Source organism: Caulobacter sp. FV2ps19, from assembly GCF_058681035.1.
The window spans coordinates 1,784,155-1,800,180 of the sequence record NZ_CM178729.1; the positions used below are offsets into that span (position 1 = coordinate 1,784,155).

Annotated in this window: 21 protein-coding genes; 13 read left to right on the forward strand and 8 right to left on the reverse strand. The window is 67.4% G+C overall.

All coding sequences use genetic code 11. The features are described from left to right. The first annotated feature begins 303 nt into the window (after positions 1-303). Positions 304-471 (forward strand): hypothetical protein, encoded by a 168-nt coding sequence (locus tag ACW18B_RS08510; RefSeq protein WP_492051156.1) that lies wholly within the window; start codon positions 304-306, stop codon positions 469-471. Here ACW18B_RS08510 and ACW18B_RS08515 read toward each other — a convergent pair. Beyond that, positions 468-932: a DUF1203 domain-containing protein gene (locus ACW18B_RS08515; protein WP_492051158.1), complete on the reverse strand. Its 465-nt coding sequence runs from the start codon at positions 930-932 to the stop codon at positions 468-470. The two genes, ACW18B_RS08510 and ACW18B_RS08515, sit on opposite strands and share 4 nt — an antisense overlap. A 122-nt stretch (positions 933-1,054) precedes the next feature. Here ACW18B_RS08515 and ACW18B_RS08520 point away from each other — a divergent pair, with 122 nt between their 5' ends. The 3 genes from ACW18B_RS08520 (at position 1,055) to ACW18B_RS08530 (ending at position 3,902) form a co-directional block, all read left to right on the forward strand. Further along, on the forward strand, positions 1,055-1,171 hold the full coding sequence (locus ACW18B_RS08520) for a hypothetical protein (protein ID WP_492051159.1): 117 nt from the start codon (positions 1,055-1,057) through the stop codon (positions 1,169-1,171). Beyond that, positions 1,125-2,717, forward strand: a complete 1,593-nt coding sequence (locus ACW18B_RS08525) for an ABC-F family ATP-binding cassette domain-containing protein (protein ID WP_492051161.1) — start codon at positions 1,125-1,127, stop codon at positions 2,715-2,717. The genes ACW18B_RS08520 and ACW18B_RS08525 overlap by 47 nt, the downstream gene beginning before the upstream one ends. 111 nt (positions 2,718-2,828) lie before the next feature. Next, positions 2,829-3,902: an alkene reductase gene (locus ACW18B_RS08530; protein ID WP_492051163.1), complete on the forward strand. Its 1,074-nt coding sequence runs from the start codon at positions 2,829-2,831 to the stop codon at positions 3,900-3,902. On the opposite strand, the gene ACW18B_RS08535 is transcribed toward ACW18B_RS08530, so the two are convergent. After that, entirely contained in the window at positions 3,899-4,483 is a 585-nt protein-coding gene (locus tag ACW18B_RS08535; protein ID WP_492051165.1) for an HD domain-containing protein, read from the reverse strand. The two genes, ACW18B_RS08530 and ACW18B_RS08535, sit on opposite strands and share 4 nt — an antisense overlap. A gap of 90 nt (positions 4,484-4,573) precedes the next feature. On the opposite strand from ACW18B_RS08535, the gene ACW18B_RS08540 reads away from it, so the two are divergent. Further along, the gene (locus ACW18B_RS08540) at positions 4,574-4,957 is read left to right on the forward strand and encodes a DUF1801 domain-containing protein (protein ID WP_492051166.1); all 384 of its coding nucleotides are present in this window, start codon (positions 4,574-4,576) and stop codon (positions 4,955-4,957) included. On the opposite strand, the gene ACW18B_RS08545 is transcribed toward ACW18B_RS08540, so the two are convergent. Genes ACW18B_RS08545 through ACW18B_RS08555 form a run of 3 tightly spaced genes read right to left on the reverse strand, consistent with a single transcriptional unit; the run spans position 4,954 to position 6,835 of the window. Then, complete coding sequence (locus tag ACW18B_RS08545) at positions 4,954-5,400, reverse strand: flagellar basal body protein (RefSeq protein WP_492051168.1); 447 nt, start codon at positions 5,398-5,400, stop codon at positions 4,954-4,956. The two genes, ACW18B_RS08540 and ACW18B_RS08545, sit on opposite strands and share 4 nt — an antisense overlap. A 2-nt stretch (positions 5,401-5,402) precedes the next feature. Continuing rightward, positions 5,403-5,723, reverse strand: a complete 321-nt coding sequence (locus ACW18B_RS08550) for a rod-binding protein (RefSeq protein WP_492051169.1) — start codon at positions 5,721-5,723, stop codon at positions 5,403-5,405. After that, positions 5,723-6,835: a flagellar basal body P-ring protein FlgI gene (locus ACW18B_RS08555; RefSeq protein ID WP_492051170.1), complete on the reverse strand. Its 1,113-nt coding sequence runs from the start codon at positions 6,833-6,835 to the stop codon at positions 5,723-5,725. Before ACW18B_RS08555 ends, ACW18B_RS08550 begins: the two co-directional genes overlap by 1 nt. 219 nt (positions 6,836-7,054) lie before the next feature. On the opposite strand from ACW18B_RS08555, the gene fliX reads away from it, so the two are divergent. Beyond that, positions 7,055-7,483: a flagellar assembly regulator FliX gene (gene fliX, locus ACW18B_RS08560; RefSeq protein WP_492051171.1), complete on the forward strand. Its 429-nt coding sequence runs from the start codon at positions 7,055-7,057 to the stop codon at positions 7,481-7,483. 235 nt (positions 7,484-7,718) lie between these two features. Further along, positions 7,719-8,147, forward strand: a complete 429-nt coding sequence (gene dksA, locus ACW18B_RS08565; RefSeq protein WP_492051172.1) for an RNA polymerase-binding protein DksA — start codon at positions 7,719-7,721, stop codon at positions 8,145-8,147. A gap of 187 nt (positions 8,148-8,334) precedes the next feature. Here the strand turns inward: dksA and ACW18B_RS08570 are convergent, their stop codons facing one another. Both ACW18B_RS08570 and ACW18B_RS08575 read right to left on the reverse strand, forming a co-directional pair. Further along, complete coding sequence (locus tag ACW18B_RS08570) at positions 8,335-8,949, reverse strand: pyridoxamine 5'-phosphate oxidase family protein (protein WP_492051173.1); 615 nt, start codon at positions 8,947-8,949, stop codon at positions 8,335-8,337. Between the two features lie 65 nt (positions 8,950-9,014). Continuing rightward, on the reverse strand, positions 9,015-9,377 hold the full coding sequence (locus ACW18B_RS08575; protein WP_492051174.1) for a response regulator: 363 nt from the start codon (positions 9,375-9,377) through the stop codon (positions 9,015-9,017). Positions 9,378-9,773: 396 nt separating this feature from the next. Between ACW18B_RS08575 and ACW18B_RS08580 the strand changes: the two genes are divergently transcribed. Genes ACW18B_RS08580 through ACW18B_RS08590 form a run of 3 tightly spaced genes read left to right on the forward strand, consistent with a single transcriptional unit; the run spans position 9,774 to position 12,145 of the window. Next, positions 9,774-10,583, forward strand: a complete 810-nt coding sequence (locus ACW18B_RS08580) for a crotonase/enoyl-CoA hydratase family protein (RefSeq protein ID WP_492051175.1) — start codon at positions 9,774-9,776, stop codon at positions 10,581-10,583. Between the two features lie 2 nt (positions 10,584-10,585). Next, positions 10,586-11,236 (forward strand): DUF3052 domain-containing protein, encoded by a 651-nt coding sequence (locus tag ACW18B_RS08585; RefSeq protein WP_492051176.1) that lies wholly within the window; start codon positions 10,586-10,588, stop codon positions 11,234-11,236. Positions 11,237-11,284: 48 nt separating this feature from the next. Continuing rightward, positions 11,285-12,145, forward strand: a complete 861-nt coding sequence (locus ACW18B_RS08590; RefSeq protein WP_492051177.1) for a DMT family transporter — start codon at positions 11,285-11,287, stop codon at positions 12,143-12,145. 13 nt (positions 12,146-12,158) lie between these two features. Here ACW18B_RS08590 and ACW18B_RS08595 read toward each other — a convergent pair whose 3' ends face one another. Continuing rightward, on the reverse strand, positions 12,159-13,628 hold the full coding sequence (locus ACW18B_RS08595; protein WP_492051178.1) for a flavin-containing monooxygenase: 1,470 nt from the start codon (positions 13,626-13,628) through the stop codon (positions 12,159-12,161). Between the two features lie 162 nt (positions 13,629-13,790). Here ACW18B_RS08595 and ACW18B_RS08600 point away from each other — a divergent pair, with 162 nt between their 5' ends. Genes ACW18B_RS08600 through ACW18B_RS08610 form a run of 3 tightly spaced genes read left to right on the forward strand, consistent with a single transcriptional unit; the run spans position 13,791 to position 16,020 of the window. Then, positions 13,791-14,684 carry a DMT family transporter gene (locus tag ACW18B_RS08600; protein WP_492051179.1) on the forward strand — a complete coding sequence of 298 codons (894 nt, stop codon included), beginning with the start codon at positions 13,791-13,793 and terminating at the stop codon, positions 14,682-14,684. Beyond that, entirely contained in the window at positions 14,681-15,406 is a 726-nt protein-coding gene (locus ACW18B_RS08605) for an N-acetylmuramoyl-L-alanine amidase (protein ID WP_492051180.1), read from the forward strand. Before ACW18B_RS08600 ends, ACW18B_RS08605 begins: the two co-directional genes overlap by 4 nt. Further along, a complete protein-coding gene (locus tag ACW18B_RS08610; RefSeq protein WP_492051181.1) occupies positions 15,406-16,020 on the forward strand; it encodes an FMN-binding negative transcriptional regulator in 615 nt (204 codons plus the stop codon). The genes ACW18B_RS08605 and ACW18B_RS08610 overlap by 1 nt, the downstream gene beginning before the upstream one ends. Positions 16,021-16,026: the final 6 nt, after the last annotated feature.

Consider the following 16,026-nt stretch of genomic DNA (forward strand, 5'->3'; position numbering starts at 1 on the left):
AGGAGGTGTCAGCAGAACCCCTCCAAAAGCGTCCTGCCCCCAGGATCCGTCCGCCGCCCTTCGCCTGAACGGGCGCCGCCGTGCGCAAGGCGGGGGCGCGGGGCGGCGGGACACCGCGGCCTAGCGCCGCACCTTGCGCCGTCAGCGCGGTCGGATCTGAGGGGTTTTTTGCAATTTTCGGCCTTTTTGGCTGCATTTTCGGTCCCTCTGGCCGCGTCCGCCACAGGGTTAGGGGCGCTTAACCCTGCTTCGAAGCTCGCCGTTCAGCACGCTCGCCTTGAATGGGCGGGAACGGAGAGTGTGATGAGCAATGCGGCCAAGCCCGGAAAAGTCGACAAACAGGCCCTGGCCCGGCAGGCGCTTCGCGACGCCAATGGCCACAAGCCGCGTTCGCCCGAGAAGGACTTCTGGGTCTTTGTCTGCGGCGTGGGCTCCTTGATCTATGTCGTCCTCACGATGGTTCCCAACTAGGCGCGATCGATGCGTGCGGCATAGCAGCCGGGCTTGGCGTAGTGGGCGTGCAGATAGGCGACGTCCGGATCGGCCAGCAGCCTTTCGATCACCGCGCCCGCCTCGGAGCCCTGAACCACATCCGCGTCGCGCAGCAGACCCTGATCGTCGAAACCCCGCAGTGAGAGAAGGCGGCGGCGCAGGGCGGGCGGCAGTTCGTCCGTCGTCGTGGCCGGGGTCGCGGTCTCGCGGACATAGATGGCGTGACTGGCCCGGAACGGCGACGCCGCCGGCTGATGCTCATAGTTCAGCAGGATCAGGCGCTCGCCCAGCTCGGCGTCGGCCAGACTGACGCGGCACGGGAAGGCAAAGGCGGTATCGGCCACCACCCGCATCATCCCGCGCGCGGCGAGGGCGGCGTCATCCAGATCAAACAGCGCCTGGAACGGTTCGAGGGGCAGGCTGGAGACGGTGAAGGTCATGGGAAACTCCTTTGCTGGAGCGGGTTTGATCCCGTCGAAGGCGCGGCGACACCCGATCCTTGCGGTGACCCAGACTTGCGAAACGCCGTTCGGCGGCGTACATCGCGGCCCTCAAACCCTTGATGGAGGCTCTCATGATCAGCGTGACGGAAGACCGGTTCGCCCTTCCCGTTTCCCTGACCCTGAGCGCCCATGTCCGCCTTCATCACACTGGACTCCGTCGCCGCCGCCACGCCTGACGGCCGCCGCCTCTTCGAAAACCTGACCCTGTCGATCGGGGCCGAGCGCATCGGCCTGGTCGGTCGCAACGGCGTGGGCAAGTCCAGCCTGCTGGCGATCCTGGCCGGCCTGCAACCGCCTGCGTCCGGAGCCCTGACCCGCGCCGGCGCGGTCGGCTGGCTGGACCAGACGCCCGACCTGTCGACCGACGACCGACTGGCCGCCTTGCTGGGCGTCGCGCGGGACTGGGACCGCCTGAACCGTATCGAGGCCGGGCAGGGCGATGAAGCCGATCTGTCCGAAGCCGACTGGGACCTGCCGGGCCGGATCGTCCAGGCCCTGGCCGATGTCGGTCTTGGGGAACTGGACCCCGAGCGGCCGGCCCGGTCGCTGTCGGGCGGCCAGGCGACCCGCGCCGGACTGGCCCGTCTGCTGATCGCGTCGCCCGACGTGCTGTTGCTGGACGAGCCGACCAACAATCTGGACGCTCCGGCTCGCGCCCTGGTCGCCCGGGTGCTGTCGCGCTGGAAGGGTGGGGCGGTGGTGGTCAGCCACGACCGGGCCCTGCTGCGCGGCATGGACCGCATCGTCGAACTGTCGTCGCTGGGCGCGCGGTCCTATGGCGGCGGCTATGACCTCTATGTCGCCCGCAAGGCCGAGGAGGCCGCCGCCGCCGAACGCGATCTGGATCAGGCCGAGCGGGAGACCCGGCGCGTGGCCCGCGAGATCCAGGTGGCCCGTGAGCGCAAGGACCGTCGCGACGTGGCCGGCAAGCGCGCGGCGGCCAAGGGCGGCGCGCCGAAGATCGTGCTGGGGGCGATGGCGCAGCGGGCCGAGCTCAGCGGCGCGCGCGAGGGCAGGCTGGCCCAGCGTCTGGCCGCTGACGCCGCTTCGGCCAAGGCCGAGGCCGAGACCCGGGTCGAGCGGCTCAAGACTCTGGCCTTCGACCTGCCGCCCAGCGGCCTGCCGGCGGGCAAGACCGTGCTGGCGTTCGACGCCGTGTCCCTGACCTGGCCCGGCGGCGCGAGCGTGCTGAGCGATCTGTCGTTCCAGATCCTCGGCCCCGAGCGTGTGGCGGCGGTCGGGGCCAACGGCTCGGGCAAGACCACCCTGATCCGGCTGGCGACCGGTGATCTGGCGCCCACGGCCGGCGCGGTTCGGCCGGGCGTCCCCGCGACCCTCCTCGATCAGCGGGCGGCGTTGCTGGACGACGATCAGACCATCCTGGAGAATTTCCGACGGCTCAATCCCGACGCCTCGGTCAATGACGCCCACGCCGCCCTGGCCCGGTTCCTGTTTCGCAACGCGGCCGCCCATCAGCGCGCCGGAACGCTGAGCGGCGGCGAGCGGTTGCGCGCGGCCCTGGCCTGCGTGCTGTGCGCCGCTGCGCCGCCGCAGTTGCTGATCCTGGACGAGCCGACCAACCATCTGGATCTGGCCTCGATCGCCGCCATCGAGGCGGCGCTGGTCGGTTACGATGGGGCGCTGCTGGTCGTCAGCCACGATGAAGACTTCCTCGACGCGGTGGGCGTGGAGCGGCGGATCGAGCTGGGCCGCAGATTTTGACCGGGGCGCTTTCAGCGGAACTGCGAGACCTTGACGGTTGTTTTGCTGCAGCGCGGCGCCACATCAGACGCAAGCGCCGCCCCGCGGCGAACCCCTTCGAGGATGGCTTGCATGCCCACGCTTTTTGACCCCCTTCGCCTTGGCGACCTGGACCTGCCCAACCGGGTGATCATGGCGCCGCTGACCCGCCTGCGCGCCGGCCCGACCCAGATCCCCAATGCGACCATGGCCGAATATTATCGCCAGCGCGCCACGGCAGGCCTGATCATCAGTGAAGGCGTGCCGGTCTCGCCCCAGGGCGTCGGCTATGCCGGCGTGCCCGGCATCTGGTCGCAGGAGCAGGTGGAGGGCTGGAAGCTGGTCACCCGCGCCGTCCACGCCGAAGGCGGCCGCATCTTCATGCAGATCTGGCATGTCGGCCGGATCTCCGATCCGTCGCTGCTGAACGGCGAGACGCCGGTTGGCCCCAGCGCCATCGCCGCGACGGGCCATGTCAGCCTGCTGCGCCCCCAACGCCCCTATCCCACGCCGCGCGCCCTGAGCACCGAAGAGGTCAAGGGCGTGGTCGAGGACTTCCGCAAGGGCGCGGAAAACGCCAAGGCGGCCGGCTTTGACGGCGTCGAACTGCACGGCGCCAATGGCTATCTGCTCGACCAGTTCCTGCAGGACGGCTCCAACCAGCGCACCGATGACTACGGCGGTTCGATCGAAAATCGCGCCCGCCTGTTGCTGGAAGCCACCGACGCGGCGATCTCGGTGTTTGGTCCGGGCCGCGTCGGCGTGCACCTGGCGCCGCGCGCCGACTCCCACAGCATGGGCGACAGCGATCTCGCGGCCACCTTCGGCTATGTGGCGGCCGAGCTGGGCAAGCGTGGCGTGGCCTTCATCTGCGCCCGCGAATATCAGGGCGACGACAGTCTGGGAGAGACGCTGAAGAAGGCCTTCGGCGGCGTCTATATCGCCAATGAGAAGTTCGCACCCGAGGCAGCCAAGACCGCCGTGGAAACCGGCCAGTACGACGCCATCGCCTTTGGCAAGGCCTTCATCGCCAACCCGGATCTGGTGAAGCGCCTACGCATCGGAGCCGAGCTCAACGCGCCGGACTCGACGACCTTCTATGGCGGCGACGGCAAGGGCTACACCGATTATCCGGTGCTGGAAGAGCGCGCGGCGGTTAGCGCCTAGCTTCGGAGTTGCGCGATCGAGCGCTTGAGGTTCTCGCGAGCCTTGGCCTCGAAGCGCGTTCGCCCCCAGTCGGACATGTAGAGGGCTTCCCGCGACAGGAAGCCCTCGAGTATCGCGGCGCGGCCCTGGCGGAAGGCGTCTTCCGGGACGTCGCGATACTCGTGTCGGACGCCGGCCTCGTAGGCGTCGAAGATGTCGACGGGCGCTGCGAGGATCGAAAGGTCCATGTCGAGGAAGTGCGCTATGTCGGCGGTTTCGTCTTTCGGCAGGCCTGTCGGGATGGCGTGTCGCGCCGTGGCTTCGATCAGGCGGATGACCCGGCTCAGGCTGTCGTCCGGAATGACGCCCGTCAGCATTGTCGCGGCCAGCGCCGCGCTGCGGGCCTCGTTGTCCGACTGGCGCGGTTCGTAGATGACGTCGTGCAGGAGTATCGCGCAGTAGACCGCCAGCGGATCGTTCAGCGCGTCTTCTGTCTCGGTAAAGAGACCTAGCAGGGCCAACGGATGGCTCCAGCCGTGATAGCCGCGATCGGGGCCGGAATGGAGCTCGGCGATCTCCGCGACAAGGGCCTCGTCAAGCACGGGCGTCTCCCTGGGTTTCGGCGGCGGCTTGGCCGTCTTGACGATCAGTTTTAGGGTCGCTCGTCAACCAGCGGCGCAATGAGGTTAGGCGTGACGAAGGCCCCATCCGTTGAAACCTACCTCGCCACTCTGGATCCCGCCCTCCGGACGGCCGTCGACGCCTTGCGAGCCTTGGTGTTGAACGGATCTCCCGGTCTGACCGAGGCGATCAAGTGGAACGCGCCAAGCTTCGCCCATCAGGGCCGGGATCGCGTGACCCTGAACCTGAACCCCAAGGGCGGCTTTCGGATCGTGCTGCATCGGGGAGCCCAGGCGCTGGACGCCGCCGGCTTTCACTTTGTCGACGACGCCAGGCTGGCCAAGTGGCCGGCGCCGGATCGCGGCGTGATCACGTTGAAGGATCTGGCCGAGATTGAGGCCAGGCGCGAGGCGATCTCAGGTCTGATCGCCCGCTGGATCGAAGCGACCCGCTAGGCCTTCTTGTTCACCGTGATCGCCGTGGCGCTGGACAGCGGATTGTTCATCATGGCGCCGGCGCCATAGCCCGCCGCGGGCGCGCGCTGGGCGGCGATCTCTTCGGCCACGGCCTTGACCAGACCTTCGGTGACCGTCTTGGCGGCGTTCAGGGCGCGGGCCTGGCGGGCGAGGACGGCGTCAAAGGCCTCGGTGGCGCGGATCAGCCGCTGGCGCAGGGCCTGATCCGCGCCGGAGATGAGGGCGATATTGGCGCGGACGCGGGTGGACTCGTGGCGGTAGAGATTGGCCAGCCTGGCCGTCTCCTCGATATATTGCGCGGCGTCCTGGGGGCGGCGGGTCTCGAAGGCCGTGGCCTCCTTGGCGATCAGGTCGGTCAGGCGCTCGGTCAGGATGACCAGTTGGTCGACGCGGTCGTTGGGATCTGTTGCGGCGAGGGCCATGACTAGTCTTTCAATCCTTGAAGCTTGAGCATTTCGCGCTGCACGCTGCCGGCCAGGCCGATGCCGCCGGCCTGGGTGACTTCCTTGGCCATGGCCTCGGTGAGCAGCGATCTGAACTGTTCCTCGGCCTGGCCGCCGCCGAACGGTTCGGAGGTTTTCACGCCCTGGAACATCGACTGCATCATCACCGACAGGAACGAGGCCTCGAACTTCTGGGCCGTGTCCTTGATCTGGCCGCGCTTGGCCAGATCCTTGGCGGAGGTGGCGTTGACGGCGCCCGACAGCGTGTCGATCGGCGCGGCGAAGGCGGAGAGGGCGCTCATCACATCACCTCGATTTCGGCTTGCAGGGCGCCGGCGGCCTTCACCGCCTGCAGGATCGAGATCATGTCGCGCGGTGTGACGCCCAGGGCGTTGAGGCCGCCGACCAGGGTCTTGAGCGACGCGCCGGAGCTGAGGGTGATCAGTTGCTTGCCCTTCTCCTCGTCGACGGTAACGTTTGATTGCGGCACCACGGCCGTCTGGCCCTGGCTGAACGGGGCGGGCTGGCTGACCGCCGGGCTTTCCTGGACCGAGATGGTCAGGTTGCCCTGGGCGATGGCCACCTGGCTGATGCGAACGTCATCGCCCATGACGATGACGCCGGCCACCTCGTCGATGATCACCTTGGCCGGACCGTCGGGCTCGACTTCCAGGTTCTCGATGTTGGTGATGAAGCTGATCATGTCCATGCCGGCCGGGGGACGAACGGCGACGATGGTCGGGTTCTGGGCCTGGGCGCAGTGGGGGAACTTGCTGTTGATCACGTCGGCGATGCGGCGCGAGGTGGTGAAGTCGGGGTTGCGCAGGGTCATGCGCAGCTCGCCCATATTCACCATCTGAAAGCCGGTTTCCCTTTCGATGATGCCGCCGGCGGCGATCCGGCCCGCGGTCGGAACGCCCTTGGTGACCGAACTGCCCGAGGCGCCGCCGGCCGAGATCGATCCGGTCTGCACGCTGCCTTGCGCCACGGCGTAGGTCTGGCCGTCAGCGCCTTGCAGGCCGGTGACCAGCAGGGTGCCGCCCAAGAGGCTCTTGGCGTCGCCCAGGGTGGAGACCGAGACATCCAGCCGCGCGCCGGCCGCCGAGAACGGCGGCAGATTGGCGGTGACCATGACGGCCGCGACGTTCTTGGTGTTGAGATTGCCGTCGCGGACATTGACGCCCTGACGCTCCAGCATCGCCTCGAGGCTCTGCTTGGTCATGGGCGCGTTGCGCAGGCTGTCGCCCGAACCGTTCAGGCCCACGACGATGCCGTAACCGATCAGCTGGTTGTCGCGCACGCCCTCGAAGGCGACGATGTCCTTGATCCGCGACTTGGCGAAAGCCGGGGTCGAGATCAGCGCGCAGGCCGTCAGGGCGACGGCGAGAACGGTGCTTAGACGTAAACGCGACATGGCTATCCTGCTTTGGGGAACCGTCCCCAGCCCGCCCCTTGCCAGAAGTGGGCCAAACTCAAAGGCTTGAGTCATAAGGGGTTGCGGCGGCGGGACCGGTCCGGCCGGCGCCCTTCGGCAGATTCTGCCCGGCATTAACCATACCGCAAGCGGGCCGGTTGATTATGCAGCGGTGGCGAGGCAATGACTCGCCCCAAGGTCTATTGGAGCGCGTGCGTCATGAAGGTTTCGAGCACGGGGGGCGTAGGCGCGAGCGGCGCGTCACGGGCCAAGCCATCAGGCGGTGGCGGCGGCTTTGCCCTGCCTTCGGTCAACGCGGCCAGCGGCGCGGCCAGTGTGGCCCAGGCCGGCGGCGTTGCGGGCGTCGGCTCGCTGGATGCGCTTTTGGCGCTGCAGGCCATGGGCGATCCGCTGGAGCGGAAGAGGCGGGCCGTGAAGCGCGCCGACGGCCTTCTCGACATTCTGGGCGAGGTGAAGATCGCTCTGCTCGACGGGGAGGTGTCCACGGCCACCCTGGACCGGCTGACCCGGGCGATCCGTGAGCAACGCGAATCGACCGACGATCCCCGGCTCGAAGGCGTGCTCAACGAGATCGAAACCCGGGCCGCCGTCGAGAAGGCCAAGCTCGAACAGGCGCGGGGCGCCTGATGCACCGGGCGGCGATCATGGCTTGTGCTCACGATCACGCCTTTAGCGAATTCAAGGTGTTGCGCGCGGTGCGCCGTTGCGTTTGTAAATCTGTCGCAGGTCGTATTTACAGCGAACCAGGCGAGTGGCGCGTCCCTGAACGCGCCACTCACGCGAGGTTCATTGAACACGGCTATTCTTTTGGTATAAGCACCCAGCCTGACCAAGGCGGAGTTCATTGGGGCGTGAGGCGTTAATGCAAACGGCCACTGTTCTAGGCGATACGAGTAACTATCGTCCTTCCGATAGCGAGCCGTTCATGAATGAACGGCAGCTTGAGTATTTCAAAGGCAAGCTTAACGAGTGGAAGGAGGAGATCCTTCGCGAATCTCGCGAAACGATCACTCACCTCCAGAAGGAAACCGAGAATCACGCCGATCTCGCCGATCGCGCGTCCTCGGAAACTGACCGGGCGCTTGAATTGCGCACCCGCGACCGCCAACGGAAACTGATCTCCAAGATCGACCAGGCCCTGCGCCGCGTCGAGGACGGTTCCTACGGCTATTGCGAGGAAACCGGCGAACCCATCGGCCTGGCCCGGCTTGAGGCGCGCCCTACGGCGACCTTGAGCCTGGAAGCCCAGGAACGTCACGAGCGCCGCGAACGCGTGCACCGCGACGACTAGGGCGCGCTTGCGGCCCACCTGTTTTGAGGCGGCCCCGAGCGCGAGTTCGGGGCCGTTCTTGTTTGCGAGCCGGCGCGACCCGTCGCGATGTCTGCTGGCGGGCCAGGCGGTCAATGTCAGGCTTCGGGCGACGGCCTGATTTCCGTTTCCGAGCCTGGGCGGACGCTGAGAAAGTCCGCTCCGCCGCTCACCACATCGTCTTGGCGGCGCGTTCGGGCCACTCGCGGTCATAGGACTCGCCGCCGACCGCGCCGGCCGTGACCGCCGCCAGGATGGCGCCGGGCGTGGGCAAACTGGCCGCAGCAGCCTGGCTCTCGGCCTTCCACAGCCCTGAGCGGACGATGGCCCGCGCGCACTGGAAATAGGCTTCCTCGACGGTGATCACCATCGCCGTGCGCGGCGCCTTGCCGTCGATGGCGAAGCTGTCCAGCAGATCCGGATCGGCGCTGATCACGGCGCGGCCATTGACCCGGAAGGTCGTGCCCGAGCCCGGGATCAGGAACAGCAGCGCCACGCGCGGGTCACGCACCACATTGCGCAGGCTGTCGATGCGGTTGTTGCCGCGTCGATCGGGCAGGATCAGGGTCCTGGGATCGGCGATCCGGACGAAGCCGGGCTTGTCGCCGCGCGGGCTGCAGTCCAGGCCTTCCGGACCGATCGTGGCCAGGGCGACGAAGGGGGAGGCCTCGATGAGGGCGCGATAGTGCGGCGTGATGTGGTCGGAAACCTTGACCATCGACGCGGCTGCCGGCGCGGCGTCGTAAAGGGCTTCCAGATCTTGCAGGTTGTCGATCGTGGTCATCGGTCCCTCCGCTTGGCGCCGCCAAGCTTAGGCGGCGGGGCGCGAGGGCGAAAGAGGTTGGTGTGTCAGCTCGCGATCGCGCGGGCGCAGGCCTCGGCCAGGCGCATCGGCGAGATCGGCTTGCCCACCACCGGCGGCTCGCGACCCATCAGAAGTTCGGAATTGCCGGTGACATAGACCACCGGGATCGCCCCCAGGCGCTGGTGTATGGCTTCGACAGCCTCGACGCCCGTGCCGCCGATAATGCGGTAGTCGGCGGTGATCAGGTCGGGGCGGCGGGCGGTGGCCAGGGCGAGGGCGTCTTCCGGACAGTCGGCGATGTCAAAGCTTGTGAAGCCCTGTTCAGCCAGCAAGGCCTCCACTTCGAAGGCGATCAGGATCTCATCCTCGATAATCAGCGCGTGTCGGGTCTTCATGTGCACGGTCATTCGCCGCCGCCTTCTTTTTCGTCCCCTGATGATTTCAGCGCTGACATACTGCCTCAGGCTAGTCGCGTTTTCGTGATGCTGCAGATGCTCACATACTCAATTCGCGTAAGATTCGGCGGAAAACCAGCCGCCATTTGTCGATCCAATTGTAAACAATGTAACGTTCACCGGTTTTCAGGCGATTTTTGAGCGGTGAGGCTTCGCCCGACCATTGCTTGCGATCTCGAGTTGGTAGAGCATTCGCCGCCGCTGCATCGGGCCAGCAAATGCTCCGACGACCGTACCGGAATTGAGGACGATTCTTTTCGGTTCGGCGATCCCGCGACGCCCTCTTAAGGCGACGACCTGGGGCAATCCGCGCTATGCAGGCGAAAAAGCCCGCAGGAGCGTCCGCCCATGTCGCAAGACACCCCCCTGATCCTGACCGAAAAGCGCGGTCACATCGCCATCCTCACCCTCAACCGTCCCGACGCCATGAACGCCCTGGGGGCGCCCGGCGACGGCGATCAGGTGGCCGCCGCCTGCGAGGCGATCAATGACGATCAGGATATCCGCTGCGTGATCCTGACCGGCGCGGGCCGGGCCTTCTCGGCCGGTGGCGACGTCAAGGCGATGAAGGCCCGCGAGGGCGCGTTCGGCGGCAGCGGCGTCAAGATCCGCGACGGCTATCGCAAGAACATCCACCGCATCGTCCGCGCCATCTATGGCCTGGAAGTCCCCGCGATCGCCGCCGTCAATGGCGCGGCCATCGGCCTGGGCTGCGACGTGGCCTGCATGACCGACATCCGCATCGGGGCCGACACCGCCAAGTTCGGCGTCACCTTCCTGAAGCTGGGTCTGATCCCCGGCGACGGGGGGGCCTGGCTAATGCCCCGCACCATCGGCATGAGCCGCGCCGCCGAGCTGCTGTTCACCGGCGACGTCATCGACGCCGCCAAGGCCGCCGAGTGGGGCCTGATCAGCAAGGCCGTTCCCGCCGACACGCTGATGGACGAGGCCCTGGCCCTGGCCACGCGCATCACCGCCCAGCCGCCCCACGCCCTGCGCATGGCCAAGAGCCTGCTCCGGCACGGAACGACCGCCAGCTTCGACACCATCATGGAGATGAGCGCCGCGGCCCAGGCCATCGCCCACCACACCGAGGACCATATGGAAGGCGTCGACGCGATTCTCGAAAAGCGCGCGCCCGCGTTCAAGGGCGCATAGGGATGGGCAAGGAAGCCAGTGGCGTCTGGGGCCAACTCGCGGACGGCGAGAGCGAGGGCAAGCTTCTGTGGGAGCATCCCAAGCTGATCTTCCGCGGGGCCTATCGCGGCATCTATCAGGGCCACGCCCTGCGGGGCGTCCGCGCCGAGGGCGAGGACCTGGTGCTCAGCGACGGCACGCGCTTCACCCTGCCGCCCGGCCAGGCCGACAAGTGGCTGCACGCCATCCTCAACCCGCCCGGCCGCCTGGACAAGCTGGGCGTCAAGCCCGGCCAGACCGTGGTGGTCGAGGGTCTGGACGATCCGGAGTTCCTGGAGGAGCTGTCGAGCCGTGTCGAGCCGGTCGAGGCCTTCGAGGACATCGACCTGCTGTTCCTGGGCGTCGAGGATCTGGCTGATTTCGATCAGCTGGAAGACCTGGTCGGCGGCCTGGGGCCCAAGGGCGCAATCTGGATCGTGGCCCAGAAGGGCAAGGGCGCGCCGCTGAAGGATGTCGAGATCCTGGCCGCCGCGCGCGGTCACGGCCTGGTCGACACCAAGGTCTGTTCGTTCTCCAAGACCCACTCCGCCCTGCGGTTCGTCAAGCGCAAGGCTGGCGCGCCGGCGGCGGCCAAGTCCGTCGAGCCGGCCGCGGAGTTTGACGACGAGGTCTGAGTCTTCAAGCCCCTCGCCAAGCTTCACTGAATGCGGCAAGAGCCGCCCATGAACCGTCTGGCCCTTCTCGCCCTCGTCGTCGCAGGTCTCTCCTGGGGGCTGGGCTTTCCGTTGGGCAAGCTGGTGCTGCGCGAGACCGACGCCGCCACCATGGTGATGCTGCGGTTCGCGGTGGCGGCGATCGTGGCCGCGCCGTTCGCCCTGATGCGGGCCGAGGCGCGGGCGCTGTTCCGCTCGCCAGTGATCCTGCTGGCCGGGGTGCTGTACGGCGTGGCGTTCCTGGTGCAGTTCGAGGGGCTGGCCCATGTCAGCGTCACCCTGGCGGCGCTGCTGGTCGGCGCCATGCCGGCCCTGATCGCGGTCACAGCCAAGCTGCTGGGCGAGCCGGTCAGCCGCGCCTCGTGGGCGGGCGTGATCGCCGCCACCGTGGGCGCGGCCCTGATCGCTGGAAAGCCGGACGGCGCGGGATCGCCTCTGGGCGTGGCCCTGTCCCTGGGTTCGCTGCTGATCTTTCTGGCCTGGCTGACCGTGATGCGTCGCGCGCCCAAGACCCAGTCCGCCATGGCCATTCCGGCGGTGACCATGATCGTGGCGGCGATCACCGTCCTGCCCGTCGCCTTTTTCCAGGGACCGCCACGGCTGGATCTGAGCGCGACGGCGTGGGCCGGGGTGCTGGGACTGGGCGTGCTGTCCACCCTGCTGGCCACCGCCGCCTGGCAATATGGTTCGGCCCGCGTCGGCGCCGCCAGCGCCGGGGTGTTCATCAATATCGAGCCGCTGATGGGCGCGGTGATCGGCGTGATGCTGTTCGGCGACCACCTGACCCTGGCCCTGTGCGCCGGCGGCCTGCTGATCCTCACCGGCAGTTTCGCGGTGGTGCTGGGCGAGCGGGCGGTCGAGGCGGCCTAGGGCCGGAGTGGGCTCACGCCGCTTCCTTCGCCTTCTTCTTGCTGAACGTCATCGCCCCGTCGTCCACCTTGCCCATCCGCAGGGCCATCAGGTCCAGGGCGTAGTTCTGATAGGCCTTCCACGGCTTCTTGCTGCCCTGTTTGGGGAATTTCTCCATCGCCCGCTGGACGTAGCCGGACGAGAAGTCCAGCCAGGGTTCGGCCTCCATGCCGGCGTCATCCAGGCGCGGGACGCAATAGGCCAGACCGTGGCGGTCCATGTGGTTGATCAGCTTGCAGACATATTCCGAGGTCAGGTCGGCCTTCAGCGTCCATGAGGCGTTGGTGTAGCCGAACGCCGAGGCCAGGTTGGGCACGTCGCTGAACATCATGCCCTTGTAGCTCATCGACTTGGAGAGATCGGCGACTTGGCCGTCGACCACCACCTCCATGCCGCTGAACAGCTGCATGTTCAGGCCGGTGGCGGTGACCACGATATCGGCGTCCAGGGTCTGGCCGGACTTCAGGGTCAGGCCGGTCTTCGTGAAGGTGTCGATATGGTCGGTGACCACCGAGGCGGCGCCCGACTTGAGCGCGTCGAACAGGTCGGCGTCGGGCACCAGGCACAGGCGCTGGTCCCAGGGATTGTAGCGCGGGGTGAAGTGGGTCTCGACGTCGTAGTCCGGCCCCAGATGGCCGCGCACCAGATCGATCAGCTGCGCCTTGGTCTTTTCCGGCTTCTTGCGGGCGATGTTGAAGAACAGCATCTGCATCAGCACGTTCTTCCAGCGCGTGATCCCGTAGGCGGTCATGGCCGGCAGCTTGGCCCGCAGCCAGTTGGCGATGGGGTCTTCGGCCGGACGCGACACCACATAGGTCGGCGAGCGCTGCAGCATGGTGACGTGGCTGGCGGTCTTGGCCATTTCCGGCACCAGGGTCACGGCGGTGGCGCCGCTGCCGATCACCACGACCGTCTTGCCGGCATAGTCGAGATCGGCGGGCCAGTGCTGGGGGTGGACGATGCGGCCGCCGAAGGTCTCGACCCCGGCGAAGTCGGGCGTATAGCCGGCCGCATAGTTGTAGTAGCCGGCGCACATATAGAGGAAATGGCAGCTGACCTTGACCAGCTTGCCGTCGTGCTCGGCCTCGACGGTCCAGGTCGCGGTCTCGGAAGACCAGGACGCCCGTTTGACCTGGTGGCCGTAGCGGATCTTGCGGTCGATGCCGTATTCCGCGGCGGTCTCGCGCACATAGTTCAGGATCGAGGGGCCGTCGGCGATGGCCTTGGCCTGGCGCCACGGCTTGAACGAATAGCCCAGGGTGTACATGTCGCTGTCGGACCGAATGCCGGGATAGCGGAACAGGTCCCAGGTGCCGCCCATGGCCGCACGGCCTTCGAGGATGGCGTAGGTCTTGCCCGGGCAGTGGGTTTGCAGGTGATAGCCCGCCCCGACGCCTGACAGGCCGGCCCCCACGATCAGAACGTCGAAATGCTCGGTCGCCATGCCGTTTCGTCCCCGATGGATCGGTCCGGCGGTCCCGGACGCGTCTGTATCTGATCAGTGTTCAGCAACAAACGATCGTTTGAACCCAGCGTCAACCGTCGCGACGGGGCGGGGTGATGGTTTTTGTTTGGCGCCCTTCGGTGTCCCGCGTATGCGAGGATCATGTCCCTTCGCGATTTCGGTGTCCTGATCCTGATTTGCCTGGTCTGGGCCGGCAACAACATCATCTCCAAGATCGTGGTCGCCCACTGGGGCGTGCCGCCGCTGTTCTATGCCTCGGTGCGGTTTGCGCTGGTCGCCCTGGCCACCTTGCCGTGGCTGCTGCCGGCCCCGCGCCCGACCTGGCGGATCATCGCGGTGGCGCTGCTGATGGGCGCGGGCAATTTCGCGCTGCTGTTCATGGGCTTCAAGACCGCCTCGCCGTCGGCCGCTTCGGTGATCATCCAGCTGGGCGTGCCGTTCACCACCCTCCTGTCGATGTTCATGCTGGGCGAGCGCGTGCGCTGGAAGCGCGGCCTGGGCATTGCGCTCACCCTGTCGGGGGCGGTGGTGGTGATGTGGAGCCCGCATGGCCTGCAGCTGTCGGCCGGGCTGTGGCTGGTGGCCGCCGCCGCCCTGACCGGCTCGCTGGGCGCGGTGATGATGAAACAGATCGCGGGCGTGAAGCCGCTGCAGTTCCAGGCCTGGGTCGGCTTCTGCTCGGTCTGGCCCCTGGTCCTGCTGAGCGCGGTGACCGAACCGGGCGCGGCCACGGCGGCCCTGCACGCCGGCTGGCCGTTCGTGGCGGCGGTGCTGTTCTCGGCCCTGGTGGTGTCGGTGGTGGGCCACACGGCCTATTACGGCCTGATCCAGCGCTATGAAGCCAATCTGATCGCGCCCTTGACCTTGATGACCCCGCTGATGACCATCGGCCTGGGCGTGCTGATCACCCACGATCATTTCGACCTGCGCATGGGCGTCGGCGCCACCCTGGCCCTGCTGGGCGTGCTGATCATCGCGCTGCGCAAGAACCAGGTGATGCCGCTGCTGATGTCTCTCCGGAACCGTATTCAATGAGCCTGTCGCTGATCGAGGCCCCATCGCCCAATTTCGACGCCCGCAAGGCCGTGCCCGACAGTGTGATCCTGCACTATACCGGCATGGAAACCGGCGAGGGCGCGATCGCGCGGCTGCGCGATCCGGAGGCCAAGGTCTCGGCCCACTATGTGGTCGAGGAAGACGGCCGGATCTTCGCCCTGGTGCCCGAGGAGCGCCGCGCCTGGCATGCCGGGGCCGCCTTCTGGAAGGGCGTCAAGGACATCAACTCGGCCTCCATCGGCATCGAGATCGTCAATCCCGGCCACGAGTTCGGCTATCGCCCTTTCCCCGACGCCCAGATCGCCTCGGTGATCAACTTGCTGGCCGATGTGCGCACCCGCTGGATGATCTCCGACAGCCGGATCCTGGGCCATTCCGACATCGCGCCGGCCCGCAAGATCGATCCGGGCGAGCTGTTCCCCTGGAAGCGCCTCGCCGAGAGCGGCCACGGCCTGTGGATCGAGCCGCCGCCGTCGCCCGGCGCGCCGCTGGGCCAGGGCGAGGAGGGCACGGGCGTCTTCGCCCTGCAGGCTGGCCTGACCCGGCTGGGCTATAACTGTCCGCCGTCGGGCAAGTACGACGAATGGACCACCACCATCGTCTCGGCCTTCCAGCGCCACTGGCTGCAGAGCCGCTTTGACGGCATCGCCGACGGGGAAACCCGCGCCCGGCTGGTGGGTCTGCTGCGGGCCGGCGACTGATGCATCCGGCCCGTCCGTTCAGGGTCGAGGATCGCGACGCGCTGACCGCCTTCCTGCGCGCCCATCCGTTCGTGACGATCGCCGCCGGCGTCGGCCGCCGTCCGATGATCGCCCAGGCCCCGGCGGTGGTGCGGGCTTTGGGCGATGAGCTGGTCATCGACTTCCACCTGTCGCGCGGCAACATCCTGGCGCCGCACCTGGTGCAGGGTTTCCGCGCCGTAATGCTGGCGACCGGTCCCGACGCCTATGTCAGCCCCGACTGGTACGAGAGCGCCGACCAGGTGCCGACCTGGAACTATCTGTCGGTCGAGGCCGAGGGCTCGGTCGCCGTGCTCAGCGAGGCCGAACTGGTCGCCCAGCTCGATGATCTTTCGGCGCAGGAAGAAGCCCGCCTGCTGCCCAAGCCGCTGTGGACCCGCCACAAGATGGCGCCCGGCAAGTTCGACGCCCTGCTGCGCGGCATCCTCGGCGGCCGGCTGTTCGTCGACCGTCTGGAGGGGACCTTCAAGCTGTCGCAGAACAAGAACGCGGCGGACCGGCTGGGCGCGGCCAAGGGGCTGGGGCGGCATCCACTGGCGAAGATGATGCGGGGCAAAGGAACCCCTCTCTCATAGAGAGAG